At 45.8% G+C, this 19,283-nt stretch carries 17 protein-coding genes, 1 riboswitch and 1 other annotated feature; of the genes, 3 read left to right on the forward strand and 14 right to left on the reverse strand.

Features of this window, described 5'->3' with window-relative positions:
- Positions 1-1,266, forward strand: coding sequence for a BaiN/RdsA family NAD(P)/FAD-dependent oxidoreductase (locus A0126_RS11185; RefSeq protein WP_088837652.1), 1,266 nt, complete (start codon positions 1-3; stop codon positions 1,264-1,266).
- Positions 1,267-1,327: 61 nt separating this feature from the next.
- Here A0126_RS11185 and A0126_RS11190 read toward each other — a convergent pair whose 3' ends face one another.
- From A0126_RS11190 to A0126_RS11215, 6 genes are all read right to left on the reverse strand, one after another.
- Positions 1,328-2,308: a hypothetical protein gene (locus A0126_RS11190; RefSeq protein ID WP_088837653.1), complete on the reverse strand. Its 981-nt coding sequence runs from the start codon at positions 2,306-2,308 to the stop codon at positions 1,328-1,330.
- A gap of 132 nt (positions 2,309-2,440) precedes the next feature.
- Positions 2,441-4,846, reverse strand: a complete 2,406-nt coding sequence (gene leuS / locus A0126_RS11195; RefSeq protein ID WP_088837654.1) for a leucine--tRNA ligase — start codon at positions 4,844-4,846, stop codon at positions 2,441-2,443.
- Between the two features lie 46 nt (positions 4,847-4,892).
- Positions 4,893-5,115: a binding site (T-box leader), on the reverse strand.
- A gap of 39 nt (positions 5,116-5,154) precedes the next feature.
- Complete coding sequence (locus A0126_RS11200; RefSeq protein WP_088837655.1) at positions 5,155-5,799, reverse strand: HAD family hydrolase; 645 nt, start codon at positions 5,797-5,799, stop codon at positions 5,155-5,157.
- 61 nt (positions 5,800-5,860) lie between these two features.
- On the reverse strand, positions 5,861-6,589 hold the full coding sequence (locus tag A0126_RS11205; protein ID WP_088837656.1) for a peptidoglycan bridge formation glycyltransferase FemA/FemB family protein: 729 nt from the start codon (positions 6,587-6,589) through the stop codon (positions 5,861-5,863).
- A 33-nt stretch (positions 6,590-6,622) separates the two neighbouring features.
- Entirely contained in the window at positions 6,623-6,892 is a 270-nt protein-coding gene (locus A0126_RS11210) for a hypothetical protein (RefSeq protein ID WP_088837657.1), read from the reverse strand.
- Positions 6,893-7,066: 174 nt separating this feature from the next.
- Complete coding sequence (locus A0126_RS11215) at positions 7,067-8,242, reverse strand: MDR family MFS transporter (RefSeq protein WP_088837658.1); 1,176 nt, start codon at positions 8,240-8,242, stop codon at positions 7,067-7,069.
- Between the two features lie 126 nt (positions 8,243-8,368).
- On the opposite strand from A0126_RS11215, the gene A0126_RS11220 reads away from it, so the two are divergent.
- Positions 8,369-9,004 (forward strand): tRNA 5-(aminomethyl)-2-thiouridylate-methyltransferase MnmM, encoded by a 636-nt coding sequence (locus tag A0126_RS11220; RefSeq protein WP_157898525.1) that lies wholly within the window; start codon positions 8,369-8,371, stop codon positions 9,002-9,004.
- A 38-nt stretch (positions 9,005-9,042) separates the two neighbouring features.
- Here the strand turns inward: A0126_RS11220 and A0126_RS11225 are convergent, their stop codons facing one another.
- The 3 genes from A0126_RS11225 to metK form a co-directional block, all read right to left on the reverse strand.
- Positions 9,043-9,747, reverse strand: a complete 705-nt coding sequence (locus A0126_RS11225) for an alpha/beta fold hydrolase (RefSeq protein WP_088837660.1) — start codon at positions 9,745-9,747, stop codon at positions 9,043-9,045.
- A gap of 77 nt (positions 9,748-9,824) precedes the next feature.
- A complete protein-coding gene (locus A0126_RS11230) occupies positions 9,825-10,313 on the reverse strand; it encodes a GNAT family N-acetyltransferase (protein WP_088837661.1) in 489 nt (162 codons plus the stop codon).
- Between the two features lie 141 nt (positions 10,314-10,454).
- Complete coding sequence (metK, locus tag A0126_RS11235; RefSeq protein ID WP_088837662.1) at positions 10,455-11,663, reverse strand: methionine adenosyltransferase; 1,209 nt, start codon at positions 11,661-11,663, stop codon at positions 10,455-10,457.
- 128 nt (positions 11,664-11,791) lie between these two features.
- A riboswitch (SAM riboswitch) is annotated at positions 11,792-11,918 on the reverse strand.
- A 232-nt stretch (positions 11,919-12,150) separates the two neighbouring features.
- On the opposite strand from metK, the gene pckA reads away from it, so the two are divergent.
- The gene (gene pckA / locus A0126_RS11240; protein ID WP_088837663.1) at positions 12,151-13,719 is read left to right on the forward strand and encodes a phosphoenolpyruvate carboxykinase (ATP); all 1,569 of its coding nucleotides are present in this window, start codon (positions 12,151-12,153) and stop codon (positions 13,717-13,719) included.
- Between the two features lie 67 nt (positions 13,720-13,786).
- Here the strand turns inward: pckA and A0126_RS11245 are convergent, their stop codons facing one another.
- The 5 genes from A0126_RS11245 to A0126_RS11265 all read right to left on the reverse strand — a co-directional run bounded on the left by A0126_RS11245 (position 13,787) and on the right by A0126_RS11265 (position 19,156).
- Positions 13,787-15,043 carry an EAL and HDOD domain-containing protein gene (locus A0126_RS11245; protein WP_088837664.1) on the reverse strand — a complete coding sequence of 419 codons (1,257 nt, stop codon included), beginning with the start codon at positions 15,041-15,043 and terminating at the stop codon, positions 13,787-13,789.
- Between the two features lie 164 nt (positions 15,044-15,207).
- On the reverse strand, positions 15,208-15,948 hold the full coding sequence (locus A0126_RS11250) for an alpha/beta hydrolase family protein (protein ID WP_239456741.1): 741 nt from the start codon (positions 15,946-15,948) through the stop codon (positions 15,208-15,210).
- On the reverse strand, positions 15,920-16,393 hold the full coding sequence (gene ytkD / locus A0126_RS11255) for an RNA deprotection pyrophosphohydrolase (protein ID WP_029331221.1): 474 nt from the start codon (positions 16,391-16,393) through the stop codon (positions 15,920-15,922). Before ytkD ends, A0126_RS11250 begins: the two co-directional genes overlap by 29 nt.
- Positions 16,394-16,526: 133 nt before the next feature.
- Positions 16,527-17,876 carry a glucose-6-phosphate isomerase gene (locus A0126_RS11260; protein ID WP_029331222.1) on the reverse strand — a complete coding sequence of 450 codons (1,350 nt, stop codon included), beginning with the start codon at positions 17,874-17,876 and terminating at the stop codon, positions 16,527-16,529.
- 113 nt (positions 17,877-17,989) lie between these two features.
- On the reverse strand, positions 17,990-19,156 hold the full coding sequence (locus tag A0126_RS11265) for an iron-containing alcohol dehydrogenase (RefSeq protein WP_088837665.1): 1,167 nt from the start codon (positions 19,154-19,156) through the stop codon (positions 17,990-17,992).
- Between the last annotated feature and the right edge of the window lie 127 nt (positions 19,157-19,283).

Below are 19,283 nucleotides of genomic sequence, written 5' to 3' on the forward strand. Positions count from 1 at the left end.
ATGTACGATGTAATCGTAATCGGAGGCGGACCGAGCGGCTTGATGGCAACGCTCGCCTCTTTACAAGCAGGCGCGAAAACACTCCTGCTCGATAAAGGAAATAAATTGGGAAGAAAACTTGCGATTTCCGGTGGTGGGCGTTGTAACGTCACGAATCGTAAACCGCTCGACGAACTCGTCCAGTCGATCCCAGGAAACGGACGTTTTTTATACAGCGCCTTTTCACAATTCAGTAACGAGTCGATCATCGACCTGTTCGAAGGGTTTGGTGTGGCGTTAAAAGAAGAAGATAACGGGCGGATGTTCCCTGTCTCGGATAAAGCAGCTGACGTCGTCCGTGTCTTGATTGATCAAATCCGAGCGCACGGTGCCGAGATTCAAACGAATGCAGAAGTCGCGTCGCTCGAGTTTCACACAGACGGTTCATTTGCAGCCGTTCTCATGCAAGACGGCACACGCCTTGAAGCGAACAGTTGTGTCGTTGCAGTCGGTGGACAATCCGTGCCCCATACGGGTTCGACCGGTGACGGGTACCCATGGGCTGAAAAAGCTGGTCATACGATTACCGAACTTTTCCCGACCGAAGTCCCGATCTTACTGAACGATGCTTTTATTCAAGCGAAATCACTTCAAGGGCTCTCGCTCCGCGACGTCGCTTTGACGGTTCACGGAAAAAAAGATAAAGCCATTAAAACACACACGGGTGATTTGCTCTTTACGCATTTCGGGCTGAGCGGTCCGATCGCACTACGTTGCAGCCAATATACAATCAAGGAACGCAAACGCTCCGGCGAAAGAATCGTTCATTTATCCGTCGACTTATTCCCAGAAGAATCAATCGGAGCATTGACGGAACGTTTTCAGGCTGCGCTTGCAGCCAATCCGAAAAAAACCGTCCGAAACGCCTTAAAGGGATTCGTACCGGAACGTTTGCTTGAATTACTCTTCACACAAATCGGTTTTGGTGACGAAGTTTGTACGCAAGTGAAGAAACAAGATTTCACGCAACTGCTGACAACATTAAAACGTTTCCCACTTCATGCGACCGGGACACTTGATTTTGATAAAGCCTTCGTCACGGGCGGAGGGGTCTCAATCAAAGAAATCCATCCAAAAACGATGATGTCGAAAAAAGCAGACGGTCTATTCTTTGCCGGAGAAATTTTAGACATTCATGGTTATACCGGCGGCTACAACATTACAGCTGCTTTTGTAACAGGACACTGTGCCGGAACGAATGCTGCTCTACTCAATCAAACGACGTAATTTAAAAAAGGTGTTCGTTCGTGATTTTTTTCACGAACGAACACCTTTTTAATTTTTTTGATCAATCGATCGGGGTAAACGAACGGCTCGAAAATTTATCTGTTTCGACCAAAGCAAACAGTTCATTGTCTTGAACAAAGATTCCTTCTGCCCCGTATACTTTCGGACTTGCAGATTCTCCCGTGATCGTCTTATCCTTCGCATCAATCGAATAAAGATACAAGGAATCGGAGTCCAACGTATAAATGCGCCCTTGTCGTTCTGCGAGTCCAATCGGACGGAAATTTTCTTCAAATGCTTTTTTTGCATCTGCCCGCATACCATCTGTAGCATCGATTCGATCTCGCGTAACAACCGTCAAATACGGAGGTTTCTGCTTTTTCTTGAGTTTCTTTTTCTCTTTTGCTGTCGCATCAGGATCAATTTTAATTTCATCTTGCTTCATTTTAAAATACGTCAATTCGATGCGCCCTAACGACCGGATGTTATTGATCGTGTAAAATTCTTTTTCTTCAGCATCGTACCCAAGCCCATGAAAATTATCTCGAATGGTCGTGCCTTTGATTTTTTCACGCGTTTCTTCCGACCATGCACCGTCTTTTCGCGTAATCGTCACAAGAATTTGATTTGATGTCAGTAATGCAACCGTTTCACCATCAACGAGTGCCATTCCGTCAAGCCCTGCGAGTAACAGTTTGCCATCATTCTTCAATTGGAAGGAAGCATTGATTCGCTCGCCCGTCCCACTGACTTCAAAGAAATGATAATCTTCCGTCACAACAAGATAGGAACCAATCGAATCATCATATAACATCTGTTGAACATCCTTGATTAATGGTTCTTCCGGATTCGGAATCGAAGAAGGAAGGCTTGGCGGCACTTGTTTGACAGCCGCTTGGTGTTTTGATTGCGTCTCGATTTTTGTGAAGGTCTCTTGAATTTGCACTAACGTCTCTGGTTTTGAGAAGACGAGTAGAATACAAAGGATCAGACCGGAGACGACGGCAAAAATCGTTGTATAGACTATATAGGATCGTTTCATTTACACAAATCGCCTTTCTCTCTCGGTTTCTGATTCAGTGTAGCAGAAGGCGCACTAAAAAAAAAGCGGACGCGAGACTGAATTCAAAAACAATCCCCTTCCTCCATGACTACATGGGCAAGGGGATTCGTATTAGTTTGCTACGATATTGATGAGCTTTTTCGGTACGACGATGACTTTACGAACCGTCTTGTCGCCAATCCACTCTTTTGTTTTTTCATCTGCAAAAGCGAGTGCTTCGATTTCTTCTTTTGTTGCGTCGATACTGATTGTCAATTTTGAACGGACTTTTCCGTTGACTTGAATGACGAACTCTATCGTATCACTGACGAGTTTCGTTTCATCATATGTCGGCCATGCCGCATACGTTAATGTCTTTTCAAACCCTAGTTGCTCCCATAACTCTTCCCCGAGGTGAGGTGCGACTGGTGTCAACAACTGAATGAATCCACGAAGGAAGTGACGCGGTAACACTTGCTGTTTGTTCGCTTCGTTGACGAAGACCATCAACTGCGAAATCCCTGTGTTGAATTGAATGTTCGAGAAGTCTTCCGTCACTTTCTTGACGGTCTGGTGATAGACACGTTCAAAGTCGGCATCAACCGTCTCGACATCTTGAATGTCTGCAGTCCGTTCGAACAAACGCCAGACGCGGTCAAGGAAGCGACGTGCACCGTCGAGCCCATTTTCCGACCAAGATACGGACGCATCGAGTGGTCCCATGAACATTTCGTACAGACGAAGCGTATCTGCTCCGTGTGATTTGACGATTTCATCCGGATTGATGACGTTCCCGCGTGATTTAGACATTTTTTCGTTGTTTTCGCCAAGAATCATCCCTTGGTTATACAGCTTTTGGAATGGCTCTTTTGTCGGAACAACGCCGATGTCGTATAACACTTTGTGCCAGAAACGTGCGTACAGTAAGTGAAGGACCGCATGTTCTGCCCCACCGATATAAATATCGACCGGAAGCCAGTATTTTAATTTCTCCGGATCCGCGAGTGCCTCTTCATTATGCGGATCGATGAAACGAAGGTAGTACCAGCAGCTACCGCCCCATTGTGGCATCGTGTTCGTTTCGCGGCGTCCTTTCATCCCTGTCACAGGATCCGTATAGTCGAGCCACTCTTCTGCAAGAGCAAGCGGCGACTCTCCTGTTCCCGACGGTTTGATTTCAGGAATCATCGGAAGTTCAAGCGGCAACTCTTCTTTATCCAGCGTCTTCATCGTTCCATCTTCCATATGGACGACTGGAATCGGCTCGCCCCAATAGCGTTGACGGCTAAAGAGCCAGTCACGCAGACGATACGTAATTTTCTTCCGTCCGACTTGGTTCGTTTCGAGTTCCGCGATGATGGTTTCGATTGCGTCCGCCTTCGAGAGACCGTCGAGCATTTGTGAATTGACATGCTCCCCTTCTCCCGTATACGCTGCTTCGTCGACATTTCCGCCTTTTACGACTTCGATGATTGGAAGGTCAAACTGTTTCGCAAACTCATGATCGCGTTCGTCATGTGCCGGAACGGCCATGATGGCACCTGTTCCATACGTCGCAAGAACATAGTCGGCAATCCAGATCGGAAGACGTTCGCCAGAAATCGGGTTGACGGCGAACGCACCCGTGAAGACACCTGTCTTCTCTTTTGCAAGATCCGTCCGTTCAAGATCCGATTTCGTCTGAACAGACGCGATATAACATTCGACTGCTGCCTGATGTTCTGCTGTCATGATGTCCGCGACGAATGGATGCTCCGGTGCTAAGACGAGGTACGTTGCGCCGAAGACTGTATCCGGACGTGTCGTGAAGACCGTGACTTGTTTTTTGTGGCCGTCAATCGTAAAGTCGATTTCCGCACCTTCCGATTTACCAATCCAGTTCCGCTGCATTTCTTTCACCGACTCCGGCCAATCGAGTTCATCTAAATCGTCGAGGAGACGGTCCGCGTATTCCGTAATCTTAAGGACCCACTGGCGCATCGGGACACGGACGACGGGATGATTTCCACGTTCAGACAATCCATCGATGACTTCTTCATTCGCAAGGACCGTTCCAAGTGCCGGGCACCAGTTGACTGCCACTTCATCGACGAACGCAAGTCCTTTTTCGTACAGTTGTGTAAAGATCCACTGTGTCCATTTGTAGTATTTCGGATCCGTCGTATTGATTTCACGGTCCCAATCATATGAAAAACCGAGGTCTTTCAACTGACGTTTGAACGTTTCAATATTTTGTGCCGTGAACTCACGCGGGTCATTCCCCGTATCGAGTGCATACTGTTCTGCCGGGAGTCCGAACGCATCCCATCCCATTGGGTGAAGGACGTTATACCCTTGCATCCGTTTCATCCGTGCGAGGATATCCGTTGCCGTGTATCCTTCCGGGTGTCCGACATGCAGTCCTGCTCCCGATGGATAAGGAAACATGTCGAGGGCATAAAAGCCTTCCTTACTTGGGTCTTCCGTCGTTACGAACGCGTTATCCTGTTCCCAGCGCGCTTGCCATTTTGGTTCAATCTCACGATGATTATACGACATCTATTCTTCCTCCTCTGATTAAAAAAACCGGTCCTCCGCCCCTAAGAATAGGGACGAAAGACCGGTTTGGCTTCCGCGGTACCACCCACGTTGTCTGTCAATGACAGACCGCTTGACTCACAGATAACGGTGTGAAGGACCGGATTCGCTACTCGTTGTTCACGAATCATGCTCCCTGACGAGTTCATGGACAGTTCCGACTGGTTTGCACCACCCACCAGTTCTCTAAACGGAATGTCTCCACTACTACTTCAGTTCGTTGCATCTGACTATCTATTAGTTAGTTTAATCTGAATCTTAATCAACCGTCAACGTTTCCGTAAAATTTCTCCAATCGCAGCATGTGTTGAAACCTGATGATCCGCGTGATGTAACATCTGCCCCGGCATCCGGTCGTCGAGTAACGCGATGACTTCCATCCCAGCTTTTTTCGCCCCCATCATGCCGTTCGCCGCGTCCTCAATTACGATACATGACTCTGGGGCGAGACCCATCCGTTTTGCTGTCAGCTCGAAGATAGCTGGGTCCGGTTTAGAGCGCGGGACTTCAAAACCGCTCGTGTAGGCGTCGACTGTCAACCCATAAAATGCGATGACGCGTTCAATTTTTTCAAGCGAACTCGATGATGCAATTGCAATCCCGTAACCTTCGCTTCGAGCGATACTCATCAACTCATGAACCCCTTCCTTTAATCCACAGTCTTCCGGCTTGGCGTGTTGTTGAAATAAGTCATGTTCCTGTGCAAGTAACACATCCGTTTGATGCGGTAAGCGATGTTGTTCAATTAATTCCTGCCACATCTCGTCGCCCGTCTTACCCATGAAGGTCGCATATTGAACTAAATCAAGTGGAATCCCGAGTTGATGAAACATTTTTTTATGTACCCCAAAGTAGCGAATTTCACTATCTAAAATGACGCCATCCATATCGAAGATTAAACCCCTCGTTTGCATCCCATTCACTCCTTTTTTTGATTTTAACAAAAAAAACGACAGTGATGGACTGTCGTTTTTATCATTTCGAAATCAGTGTTGGTTGCGAACGATATCCCGGAAAATAATGTTCCAACTCTCCGTCTCCATAGAGCTGGCACAGTTGTTCATATTGAGCAGGCAGTAGAACATTTTTTCCTAAATGATATTCAAATAAACGATAGCCCGTATAGCGACACTTACTCTCGAACAGGCTATCACGCTCTTTATACCCGCCACCTAAATGCTGTTCGACCAACCCGGCATCTTTCGCACATAAAATAGCCTCAAATTCTAACCGTTGATTTGGATAGACCTTATGTTCATCCCGCTTACAGCCAATCAAATGACCATGTGCAAATTCTCGGCCAAGTAAAACGAAGTAACCTCCGATGATTTCCTCGTTAAGTTCTGCAATCAAGAGGAGCGGCGTACAGAGGCTCGTCGACTCAAATAACTGTTCGAAGTAGTCTCGAGAAAAGTAGTAATGGCTCGAGGCATCCTTTCGGTCCATCGTCTGATAATACAACTGAATGAATGATTGTAAATCTTCGTGTGTCCCTCGTCGGACAACTAAGTCAGAAGCCAATGATTTCCGAACCATACTCCGCGTCTTTTTATGAAATGTCTGTGTAATTTCTTCTACGGATGGTCGTAAGTCGATACTCGTAGTATGTCGAATAAATTCTTTTTGCGTCCAGTGGTGCGCAAACCGCTGATTTTCAGTCAACGGATTGTATCGGATCAACTCTGTGACAATCTTTTTCTGCAATGCCCAGTCATAAAAGGAAGTTCGAGCCTCTGCTCACTCCTTTTCAGTCAAATCACCCACCACTTCAGGACCGCCATATCCGTATGGAGTAATCAAATCCCAATACTCCGTATCAAAAATAGCTCGTTTTAAGAAAGGATAAAACAGTTTCCCGGCCTCTCCTTGAAAATAAATCAACCCGGGATGTTCCCCTTCTCGTGCATTTAACATAACGTATTCATAACTGTAAAAGATGTCTAGCGGCTGATTGCGAATAAGTGCTGTCCAAGTTGCCTGATCGTCGATGAAAACGCACTTTGCCATTATGGTACACCTCCTGTTAAAAAACAGACCATAAAAATAAAATTAAATTTCTTTAATTTGGTTAATTAATTAAATTTTACCTCTTTAAGTCACTACCCTGTTTGATTTCTTTTTATTCCGTCCAGCAAAAAAAGACCAACTATTTCTTTTTCGAAACAGTTGGTCTAAGATATCTTAATTGATTTTAGGAATTGCTCGAACAAATACGATACCTGCAAGTAAAATCAATCCGATTAGCGTCAAGAAGACCGCATTCATCCCAGATAAATCGTAAATCAATCCACCGACCGTCGGACTAATCATCCGTCCAGCGGAAGCCGCAATGTTGACGTACCCTTGGAATTCCCCTTCTTTACCGATCGGTGCAAGTCGTGCCGCCATCGCAGGGACAGCTGGCCAGATGAACATCTCTCCAACCGTTAAAATGACCATCGCAACAAGAAACATTTCAAACCCTTCAGCAAACGGTACGATGAGATAGGATAATAAGAAGATGCCCGTTCCCGTCAATAATTGACGTTTTAAATCATCTCCGAACCATCTTAAAATCGGCGTCAAGAGCGGTTGTGCGAAGACGATTAATGCTCCATTGATTGTCCATAAAATCGAGTACTCGGAAATCGTCACACCAAGTGATTTCGTGTGGACGGCAAACGTTCCTTGCCATTGTACGTAAACGAACCAAAGCAACGCATACCCGACTGAAACGTAGAGCATCGTCCGAACCGACTCCTTCGATAACGGCTCACGGACTTCTTCCGTCGTAAACTCTTTTTGTCGTTTAACCTGCGGCGCCTGAATCCAGTTCAAACCTATGAACAGAACAATCGCAAACACTACATAGAGCAATAAGTTCGCGATGAAGATAAATTGAATATCAATCGCAGCAATTTGACCACTGACTGCCGTACCGAGCGCAACTCCAACGTTTTGTGCTACATAGATTGCATTAAAGGCACGTCGTCCGCCTTTTGGCCAAATCAGACCGGTTAATGCGTAAATCGTCGGGAACACCATCCCCCCGACGAAACCGATCAATCCAAGCATCGTCACATAACCAATGAATGTCTGATGGAACAACAGCAGACCAATCGAAGCAATCACGAGTCCGATGACACTGATGATGAGCGTCCGCTTCCCACCTAAACGATCAAACGCTTTTCCACCCATGTAATTTCCGACGATTGCGAGCGCAGAGTTGACGAACAAGGCCATTCCTGCCTTGGTCATGGATTCGCCTAAGTATTCATGAATATATAATGTATTAAACGGCCATAAAAAAGAGGCTCCTGTCGTATTGATCGCCATCGCCAACACGAGGATCCAGACCGCACGAGGTAATTTCGGCATAATAGGTGTCCTCCAATATAGTTCTCACCCTTGCCACTTTACGAAATTGTTCTGTGTTCTGTCAAGAAACTTCATTTTGAATGAATCATCGGAATAATGGTATAATCAGGAACAAAAGAATACGTGATGAACGAACAAAGAATAATCTTACTTGAACAGGAGTCTGAACCCATGTCACTAGCCCGCGTCTTACCTTACGCCAAAGAACTCTTAGAATCTGTCATCCACGAAGGAGATTGTGTCGTCGATATGACTGCCGGAAATGGTCACGATACCTTGTTTCTTGCGGAACAAGTCGGACCAGACGGTCGTGTTATCGCCTTCGATGTACAAGAACAAGCGATTGAAGAAACGAAACGTCGTCTAGAAACCGCTCACGTCAAAGAGTGGGTCGATCTCTACCACGAAAGTCATATTCATGTTGGCGCACGCCTCGTTAATGAAGCCCGTCCGATTCGAGCAGGCGTTTTCAATCTTGGTTATTTACCAGGAAGTGACAAGTCCGTCACGACGACCGGTGAAGATACGTTAGAAGCGCTAGGTGCTTTGTTACCTGTCCTCGTACCCGGCGGTTTAATCGTCCTCGTCATCTATCATGGACATGTAGAAGGAAGACGTGAACGGGATGCTGTTCTCGATTATGTCGAAAGTCTTTCGCAGCAAGACTACGCCGTCTTACAGTATCGTTTTCTCAATCAACAAAACAATCCACCTTTCATCATCGCCATCGAAAAAAAATTAAAAAAGCAAACACTCGATTAATAGTAAAAGACGCTGTCAGCACGACAGCGTCTTTTTTGTCATTCCTCAACCATCTTCAAAAAAAGCAATAATTTTTCAGCGAACCGCGTATTGAGACGTTCAAAGCTGAAATGCGGAAATCCATGGAGCCGTTGAAGATAGATTTGATCGCCACCCATTTTCCGGCAAATCTCTAACGTATATTTTACGTCCGCGAATTGATCGTCCGGTGCATAAAAACAAGCGAGGTTGACTCGTGGTAGTTTCTTCCGCTCTTCATCATGTAAGACGATTTCTTCTTCAATCTCCCGGTACTGTGCATATGTCAACTCACCGAGACGTGCCGTATCTTCACTATTTTGACCAAACGGCAACATCCCGAGTGGCGCATCCGGTCGAAAACGATCGAATGCACTTGCAAATACTTGTTTGACGCCACCGAGTTGTTTTGAATTATGCCAATCAAATAACGGCGAAATATACGACAAACTCGCAATCGGCAATTCATATTCCTGCAGTAGCCGGTTGACGACGAGTGCGCCCATGCTGCAGGCGATGATATGAATCGGTAACTTTCGTTTTCCGGCTTCTCGTAAAGCATCCTTCAGCAGTTGTTGATGTTCCTCAAGCGATATTCGGCGCGGTGCGTCTACACGTAACACTTCATAATCCTTTTCAAGGACTCGAATTAACGCATCGCTCGGCGTCGCTCGCAGTTGAAGGGGATAGACAAGTACGATAATTCCTGTTGCTTGATCTTCCACAAACTCACCTCTTCATACAAGTATCTCTGTATTATAACGTTTACATCTTGATGTCAAAACCATCTTAAGTTGGATTTTCATTCATATATACGCTTTAAGCGTGTCACAGGTTCCACTTGACCGAAAATTTCTTCAGTCGTTTCACTTTCTTCTTTAAAACCGAAAGAGACTAGAAACTGGCGCGCTTTATAATTTCTTGATTCAACGTAGACTTCAATTGGAGAAGCACCTTGGTGTTCAAGTTCACGAATCAACTTTCGCCCAATCCCATTTTGTTGATATTTCGGTAGTACGTACAAGCGAACGATTTCCCACGTGCCGTCAACATCGATTGCATGGATGAAACCGACGATTTCTTCCTCGATAATGGCGACATTGAAATATTCTCCCCGCGCTTCCTCCGCCGTCCGAATTGCTCGAACGACTTCTTCTTGCGGATACGCCTCTTGTACGAAATGGGCTTTCGAGCTTTCCGAGTAAATCTCTTCATACGTATCCATCCAAGAGGTGATGGCAATATCATGAATGCGTGCCGCATCAGTAGGAATTGCTTCGCGTATCTCCATATCGGACTCCCCCTTTTTTCCGTTTACCGGTACATGTTCTTTTACCCTGTTCTAGAAAAATCATTCGTTTCCCTCCAAAATTCGAGACAAACAAAAAAAGTTCAGAAACAAACTCGTGCGAGTCTGCTTCTGAACTGAAAATTAAGCGAATCGTTTCGCTTGTTCTTCAAGAATTGCTGCTTTATCAGTTTGCTCCCATGGTAATTCGATATCTGTACGACCGAAATGACCATAAGCTGCTGTCTGACGATAAATCGGACGGCGAAGATCAAGCATCTTGATGATCCCTGCTGGGCGAAGATCGAAATTTTCGGCAACGAGTTCGACGAGTTGTGCTTCTGGAAGTTTACCTGTTCCAAACGTATCAACTGCAATCGATACTGGGTGCGCGACACCAATCGCATACGCAAGTTGAACTTCTGCTTTATCTGCAAGACCAGAAGCTACGAGGTTTTTCGCGACGTAACGTGCTGCATATGCTGCAGAACGGTCAACTTTTGTTGGATCTTTACCAGAGAATGCGCCGCCGCCATGACGTGCATAGCCACCATACGTATCAACGATGATTTTACGTCCAGTTAATCCTGCATCACCTTGTGGTCCACCGATGACGAAGCGACCTGTCGGGTTAATGAAGAACTTTGTTTCCGCATCGATGTATTCTGATGGAATCACAGGTGCGATGACATGCTCTTTCAGGTCTGCTTGGATTTGCTCAAGCGTCACTTCTTCTGCATGTTGTGTTGAGATGACGATTGTATCGACACGAACCGGTTCGTTGTTCTCATTGTATTCTACAGTTACTTGCGTCTTACCATCCGGACGGAGGTAGTCAAGTTGTCCAGTTTTACGGACTTCTGCGAGACGACGAGCAAGTTTGTGTGAAAGTGAGATCGGAAGTGGCATCAATTCAGGCGTTTCTTTCGTTGCATAACCGAACATGAGACCTTGGTCCCCTGCACCGATTGCATCGATTTCTTCATCTGACATGTTACCTTCGCGTGCTTCAAGCGCTTGGTCAACACCGAGAGCGATATCTGCTGATTGCTCATCGATTGAAGTCAATACAGCACAAGTGTCTGCATCGAAACCATATTTAGCGCGTGTATAGCCAATCTCACGAATTGTTTCGCGAACGACTTTCGGGATATCGACATAAGTCGATGTCGTGATTTCACCTGCGACGAGGACAAGTCCTGTCGTGACAGATGTTTCAGCAGCGACACGAGCATTCGGATCGGCTGCGAGGATTGCATCTAAGATAGAATCCGAGATTTGGTCACAGATTTTATCCGGGTGACCTTCAGTAACTGACTCCGACGTAAATAGTCGGCGATTAAGGTTTGTCATGTTTGACCCTCCCAAAAAAGAATTTGACGGTGTACTCATTTCCCCTAGTTGAGTGGGACGGTAAAATGAAAAAAACCTCTCCATGTCCAAAAAATGGTCAGGGAAAGGTTGTGCGTTCTTCCTTTACCCTCTTATCGTTCGAAGTGTTTACTTCGCTTCAGGAGAGCACCTTTTCCTTCATTAATAGAATTCTTAATGTAGGACGGTTGCCGGGTTTCTTCGGGCCTTGTTCCCTCCACCTGCTCAGAATAAGAGTATCCGTTACGAATTACATGATATAAAGTTGTGACCACTCTGTCAAGCTACGTTTTAATTTCTAGTCGAAACTTTCCCGAAGAGATGTTAAACTGTTAATGCTGAAAGCGTTTCCAAATAAATAGAAATCAGCGCTAAAAAAGGATTGCTCACCCTTTAGTATGTCATATATAATAAATGTGTCATACTAAATGTCAGAGCTAAACCAACGTAGGGGAAAGGTGGGGTCAGGATGCCGATGACGGTCCTGAATATCGAAGAGCTACTCAAGAAGGAGCATGTGTTCAAACAACTATCTGTTGCTGAGCTAGTCGAACATGCAATTCGTAACGAAGAAGGGGTTCTTGCTGAAAATGGCGCTCTGTCTGTAGAAACGGGGAAATTTACAGGTCGTTCACCTAAAGACAAGTTCATTGTTCGCGATCAGTCATGCGAGTCACATATCGATTGGGGCCATGTCAATCAACCGATGGAAGCAGACAACTTCGAACAACTTTTACAAAAAGTTCTTCGCTACATGAATGAAGCAGATCAGCTCTACTACACAGAAGCTGCTGCTGGTGCAGACACTCATTTTACCCTTCCGGTTCGGATCGTGACACAATATGCTTGGCATAATTTGTTTGCAAAACAACTATTTTTGCGTGAATATCCGACAGAAGCTGCTTTTGAGCCTTTCACGGTTATTTATGCGCCTCACTTCAAAGCAGATCCGAAAGTCGATGGAACGAATTCCGAAACGTTCATCGCCATGTCATTCGAACATCGGATTGTCTTAATCGGTGGAACAGAATATGCGGGCGAAATCAAAAAATCGATTTTCTCTGTCATGAACTACCTTTTACCTCAACGAGACGTCTTATCGATGCATTGCTCGGCTAACGTCGGTCATGAGGGTGACGTCGCTTTATTCTTCGGATTATCCGGTACTGGTAAGACCACACTGTCTGCTGACGACAGTCGTCAATTGATTGGTGACGATGAGCACGGGTGGTCCAACGACGGCGTCTTCAATATCGAAGGTGGCTGTTACGCAAAAACGGTCAACCTATCGCACGAAAAAGAACCACAAATCTTTGATGCGATTCGTTTTGGCACTGTCCTCGAAAACGTCGTCCTCGATGATGCACGAATTCCTGACTATGATGATACGTCAAAAACGGAAAACACACGGGCCGCTTATCCGATTACAGCGATTGATAATATTGCAGTACCATCACGCGCCGGACATCCGAAAACGATTGTCTTTTTAACAGCTGATGCTTACGGCGTCCTGCCGCCAATCAGTAAGTTGACGAAGGAGCAAGCGATGTATCACTTCTTATCCGGGTATACATCGAAGTTAGCCGGGACAGAGCGTGGCGTAACAGAACCGGAAGCGACATTCTCGACATGCTTCGGTTCACCCTTCTTACCGCTCATTCCTGAAAAATATGCAACGATGCTCGGTGAGCTCATCGACCGGCACGGTGTCACGGTTTACCTCGTCAATACAGGCTGGACGGGTGGCGCATATGGGACGGGAAGTCGGATGAAGCTTGCATATACACGGACGATGGTCAATGCAGCTGTCAACGGCACACTCGCTGATATCCCGACGGAAGAGCATCCGATTTTCGGGCTACACATGCCGCTCGAAGTCCCTGGTGTCCCAAGCGACTTACTCAACCCTGTCAAAGTTTGGTCGGATGCTGATGCGTATGAACAACAAGCACGGGCTTTGGCGACTAAATTCAAACAAAATTTCACACGGTTCGATAGTGCAACTACTGAAATCAAATCAGCAGGGCCACGTGTTTAATTAAATTAAGATAATTAAAAGGCACCAGACACTGTATGTTCAGTGAGCTGGTGCCTTTTAACGTCCATCAGACGATTGAATCTTCTTCATCCGGTTGCAAATGAAGTTCTTTTTTAGTCAACCAATCTTGACTCTCTTTTAATAGTGCATAGGCACGCTGTTTTGAAATACCAAAACGATGGGTTAGTTTTTCAAACTGTTCAAATTCACCACGGTCGGCACTAATCGCGAGCAATAAACAATCACGAAACGGATGATCTTTTCCTTGTAACACGATTTTCAACGTCGACTCGATTGGTAATTGATCAATGATTTCATCAATATCGACTGACAGTAATGCATCGATATGCGAGAGTAAGCCAATCATGTAGGCACTTTCCGGACGTAACGTCTTTGTTTCAAGTGCAAATAACTCGCATAACTTGGCACAATGCAGTGAAGAACGCAACAACTCGTCTGACCACTTGTACGGACTCGCAAGTCGCATCTCTCGTAAAACGATTAACGAAATCCAACTTTTAAGTTGTGAAAACCCGAGTAGTGAAATCGCTTGACGAACGGATTCGACGGTATTTCGAAGACCAATCCCGGGAGAATTGATGAGCTGGAGGACTTGCACACTAATGTATGGATTTCCTTCGATTTCATCGACGACTTGGTCATAATACTCATCTGATTCGAGCCACTTCAACATCTTTAACAATACAGGCAATTGTGGCGGAACAGCCTTCCCTTTCATCAACATCGGTTTTGCATAAAAATAGCCTTGGAACCAGTCGTACCCCATGCTCAAACTACGAAGATGATCTTCATGCGTTTCGACACGCTCTGCCAACAAACGGATATGCGGATAGTTTCGTTTAACGATATGTAAAATCGCACTTTGTTCACGTGGGTTGATTGCTTCGATATCAATTTTTATTAAATCAATTAAATCAAACAACTCTGGACCATGATTTCGTAATAAATCCGTCACGAAATCATCCAAGGCCAATTGAAATCCAGCCTCTTTCCATTTTTTCAAAACCGACAGCATATGTGAATCGATGACGACGGTCTCAAGCACCTCGATGACAAATCGTTCCGGATCTAAGTGATCAATCAGCTCACCTTGTAATAAATCACCGGTGAAATTGATGAATAAACGTTTTCCTTCTGCCACTCGATCGACACCTAAATGGACGAGCGTATTCGTCAACACGTCCATCGTCGCTAATTCACCATCAAAAATAGCAGGCGCTTCCACTGAACGATATAATAATTCAAATGCATCGATGGCACCGGATCGATTCACGATTGGTTGTCGTGCCAGCAAGATTTCCATCCCGTTCTCCCCTTTTGTCTTCCACCCTATTGTTCACTTCATATTTTCTAGTATACCAAATATTGTTTTTTGTTTAAAAAATGCTTTTTTAAAACATATCAATGTTACTGATTTCCTAAAAAAAGTCACCCCGGCTGTTCGAGGTGACTACATCCTATGTTCCATCAGCGCAACATCCAATCGATGATTTCCTTCGTCACAGCAAATTTTTCGTGCAACGGAAATTGATGGGCCTGCTCGTAAATACGAAGCCGCGTCTGACTCGGATAGCGCGCAGCATAATTCGTTGCATGACGTAAGCGAACCTTTTGATCGTACCGTCCGTGAATCAGCAAGACTTGCCCTTGTGGAGCGGCGTAGAGCGGCGAACGGATTTGATACGCTTGTTGTTGCGTCTCTGGCAATCCACCCGTGAAACGGCGTAACATTTTTTGCATCGTTCTCTGTTCTTCATATGTCCAGACGAGATTCGTCACCCCTGCCCATGAGACCGTGCGCGCGACCGGGCGATGATGTGCCAACAACAAGGCCATCTGCCCACCACGAGAGAAGCCAAACACCGAGACGCGTTCCGCGTGACGGGTTAACCAATCATATGCCCCTGTTGCATCACGAATATCATGATGACCAAAATCTTCCTTCCCTGTGCCTCCTAAGTTCCCTCGGTAAAAAGGGGCCATGACTAAAAATCCGGCTTGAGCAAACTGCATCAGTCGCGTCGGTCGAACCATTCCGATATTACGTGTCCCGCCACGTAAATACAGCATCCCTTGCCCATTCGGACGTGTCGGTAAAACGACATAGGCACCGACCCGTTCGTGATCAGATGTTTCATAGTATATACGAAACGTCCGGAAGGGACCTTGCTTCGGCAATTCAAACCAATCGGCGTTCGGCGAGTACACGAAGTGTCTCCGGAAGGACACGGTCCTTCATCATAAAGCTGTATTTTCGATTCGCGTCAAGACGCTGCGGGAGGTCGTCCAACAAAAAGGCTCCGTCTGTCTCATCGACAGCGAGATGCGGAACGAGTGATTCGATTTCGGCGAAATAGATATTCTTAATGATTGTATCGCCTCGTCCTTCGACACGATATTGACCAATGTAGGCGAGGCTTGCGATGCTACCGCCTGTCTCCTCCATCACTTCCCGGCGTGCCGCTTCTTCCGCTGTTTCACCCGGTTCGACTTTTCCCCCAGGAAACTCGTACCCGCGCTGCTTATGATGCGTCAATAGCCATTTCCCCTCGTACACGGCAATGACCCAGACATGGAGAGGTTTTGTCGAGAAAGGATGATCATCGAAACTCAACTCAACTTGATTTTGATAGTAATCTAAAAATCTAATCACGTACGTGCACCTCATTTCTTCTTCTACCTTCACTTTACCTGTTTCGAAAGCATTCTAAAAGTGAAAGTGCGTAGGAATCGAGGAGAATGACAAAAAAAGGCATCCCCTGTCATCCAGGAGATGCCTTTCCAACTTATTTCAAGCGTGCTTCGAGCTCTGCTTTTTCTGCTTCAAAACCAGGTTTTCCGAGAAGTGCGAACATATTTTTCTTATATGCCTCAACACCCGGTTGGTCGAATGGGTTAACTCCAAGAAGATAACCGCTCATCGCGCAAGCTTTTTCGAAGAAGTAGAACAAGAATCCGAGATGGTACGGCGTCATCTCTGGTAATTCGACTGTTAAGTTCGGAACTTGACCATCTGTATGAGCAAGTAACGTCCCTTCTGCCGCTTTATCGTTGACGAATTGGATTGATTTCCCTTCGAGGAAGTTCAAGCCGTCAAGATCTTGTGCATCTTTTTCAATCGTCAATTCATGACGCGCTTGACCGACTTTAATGACCGTCTCAAACAAATCACGACGCCCCTCTTGCACGTATTGACCCATCGAGTGTAAATCTGTCGAGAAGTCGACCGCTGCCGGGAAGATCCCTTTGAAGTCTTTTCCTTCTGATTCTCCGTACAACTGTTTCCACCATTCTGATACATAATGTAACGCTGGTTCGTAGTTAACGAGAAGCTCGATCGTTTTTCCTTTTGCATATAATGCATTTCGGACGACAGCATATTGATATGCTTCATTTTCAGCCAGGTTTTCGTTCGCAAATTTCTCTTGTGCGTCACGCGCGCCAGCCATCAATTCTTCGATTGAAATACCAGCAGCAGCGATTGGCAAAAGACCGACCGGTGTCAAGACAGAGAAACGTCCACCGACATCATCCGGAATGACGAACGTCTGGTATCCTTCTGAGTCAGCAAGTGTTTTTAACGCCCCACGTGCTTTGTCCGTCGTTGCATAAATTCGGTTTTTTGCTTCAGCCTGACCGTATTTCTCTTCCATGAACGATTTCAACAATCGGAATGAAATTGCCGGCTCCGTCGTCGTCCCTGATTTAGAGATGATGTTGACCGAGACGTCTTTTCCTTCAAGCACTTCAAATAAATCGTGCAGATACGTCGATGAAATGTTATGACCCGCATAAATGATTTGTGGCGCCTTCCGCTCGTCTTTTGATAACAGGTTGTGGAAGGAATGACCTAACATCTCGATTGCGGCACGCGCTCCGAGGTAAGATCCACCGATTCCGACGACGAGCAAGACGTCTGAATCTGATTTGATTTTTTCAGCTGATTCTTGAATGCGAGCGAACTCCGCTTTGTCATAGTTCGTCGGTAAGTCGACCCATCCGAGGAAGTCGCTACCGGCACCTGTGCCATTATGAATCGCTCCATGTAATGTCTTAACCGTGTCTGCCATGTAATCTACTTCATGTTGCCCTACGAATTGTAATGCTTTCGAATAATCAAAACGTACCGTTGTCATTCCATCGTCCTCCTTATTCATTCGCAAACAAATGCGACCTTCCTTCTCATTAAAACGCAAGAAGGAAGGTCGTTCAAGTCTTTTGTGAAAAGATTAGCAAATGTTAGAGAAACTTATAACGCTGCCGTTACGATTTCACGAACATCTTCATTACCAAGTGATTTGAAGTTACCGAAATCACCGCGCGTCATTGCTGACTTGACGATTGAATCGACTGTATCTTCTTTGATGTCGTAGTCTGCGAGACGGTTTGGTGCACCGAGTGATGTCCAGAATGCACTGATTGCATCGATCGTCGCATGCGCTGCTTCGATTTCTGATTTACCTTCTGTGTCGACGTTAAAGACGTTTTCACCGAGTGTGACGAAACGATGTGCGTTTGACTCGTCTAACACGTGGCGCATCCAGTTCGGGAAGAGGATTGCAAGACCACCTGCGTGTGGGATGTCATGAACCGCTGAGACGGCATGCTCGATATTATGTGAAGCCCAGTCACCGCGTGCTCCCATTTGAAGTACGCCGTTAAGTGCCATCGTACCTGCGAAGAGAATCGTTCCGCGAAGTTCAATGTTTTCAAGATCGTTGACGAGTTTTGGTGCTGCTTCGACGACAGCTTTCATGACGCCTTCTGTCATCCGTTCTTGGACAGGTGCGTGTGCTGTGTGGAAGTACTGCTCAAGACAGTGACTCATCATGTCGACAATCCCGTAAATTGTTTGGTCTTTTGGAACACTGACCGTGTATTTTGGATCAAGGATTGAAAACGTCGGGAATGTAAGCGGGCTACCCCAACCGTATTTCTCTTGCGTTTTCCAGTTCGTGATGACAGAACCAGAGTTCATTTCTGAACCGGTTGCTGCAAGTGTCAAGACGGTACCGAATGGAATGACTGTTTCCGGAGTCGCTTTCCCGATGACGAGATCCCATGCTGAACCTTCATACGGAATACCTGCTGCGATCAGTTTTGTACAGTCGATGACAGAACCACCACCTAGTGCGAGCAATGCATCAACATCTGCTTCACGTGCGATCTTAATGCCGCGCTCTGCTGTTTCAATGCGTGGGTTTGGTTCAACGCCATCACATTCGACGTATTCGATTCCTGCTTCGTTCAGTTCGCGTGTAACGTCGTCATAGACGCCGTTGCGTTTAATACTTCCGCCACCAAAGACGAGCATGACTTTCTTAGCATTTAGTGTTTTAAGTTCTTCTTTGATTTGGCTGACTTGACCGTCACCAAAAATTAATTTCGTTGGATTGCGATATTGAAAGTTTTCCATTGTGTGTTGCCCCCTCGATAAGTAATGAACATCTTACATTATCCACACATTCCCCTTTCGCATCTATTTTAATGCTTATAACGTAAAAAAAAAGAGAACCGACCGATGTCGATTCTCTTAAAAATTC

The sequence above is a fragment of the Exiguobacterium sp. N4-1P genome (assembly GCF_002214325.1).

Bases quoted from the DNA above. Each gene is read 5' to 3' on its own strand.
- pckA (WP_088837663.1), top strand. From the start codon at position 12,151: ATGCCGATGACGGTCCTGAATATCGAAGAGCTACTCAAGAAGGAGCAT.
- A0126_RS11245 (WP_088837664.1), bottom strand. From the start codon at position 15,043: ATGGAAATCTTGCTGGCACGACAACCAATCGTGAATCGATCCGGTGCC.
- A0126_RS11200 (WP_088837655.1), bottom strand. From the start codon at position 5,799: ATGCAAACGAGGGGTTTAATCTTCGATATGGATGGCGTCATTTTAGAT.
- A0126_RS11220 (WP_157898525.1), top strand. From the start codon at position 8,369: ATGAACGAACAAAGAATAATCTTACTTGAACAGGAGTCTGAACCCATG.
- metK (WP_088837662.1), bottom strand. From the start codon at position 11,663: ATGACAAACCTTAATCGCCGACTATTTACGTCGGAGTCAGTTACTGAA.
- A0126_RS11260 (WP_029331222.1), bottom strand. From the start codon at position 17,876: ATGACAACGGTACGTTTTGATTATTCGAAAGCATTACAATTCGTAGGG.
- A0126_RS11230 (WP_088837661.1), bottom strand. From the start codon at position 10,313: ATGGAGATACGCGAAGCAATTCCTACTGATGCGGCACGCATTCATGAT.
- A0126_RS11215 (WP_088837658.1), bottom strand. From the start codon at position 8,242: ATGCCGAAATTACCTCGTGCGGTCTGGATCCTCGTGTTGGCGATGGCG.
- leuS (WP_088837654.1), bottom strand. From the start codon at position 4,846: ATGTCGTATAATCATCGTGAGATTGAACCAAAATGGCAAGCGCGCTGG.
- A0126_RS11265 (WP_088837665.1), bottom strand. From the start codon at position 19,156: ATGGAAAACTTTCAATATCGCAATCCAACGAAATTAATTTTTGGTGAC.
- A0126_RS11185 (WP_088837652.1), top strand. From the start codon at position 1: ATGTACGATGTAATCGTAATCGGAGGCGGACCGAGCGGCTTGATGGCA.
- A0126_RS11210 (WP_088837657.1), bottom strand. From the start codon at position 6,892: ATGGCAAAGTGCGTTTTCATCGACGATCAGGCAACTTGGACAGCACTT.
- A0126_RS11190 (WP_088837653.1), bottom strand. From the start codon at position 2,308: ATGAAACGATCCTATATAGTCTATACAACGATTTTTGCCGTCGTCTCC.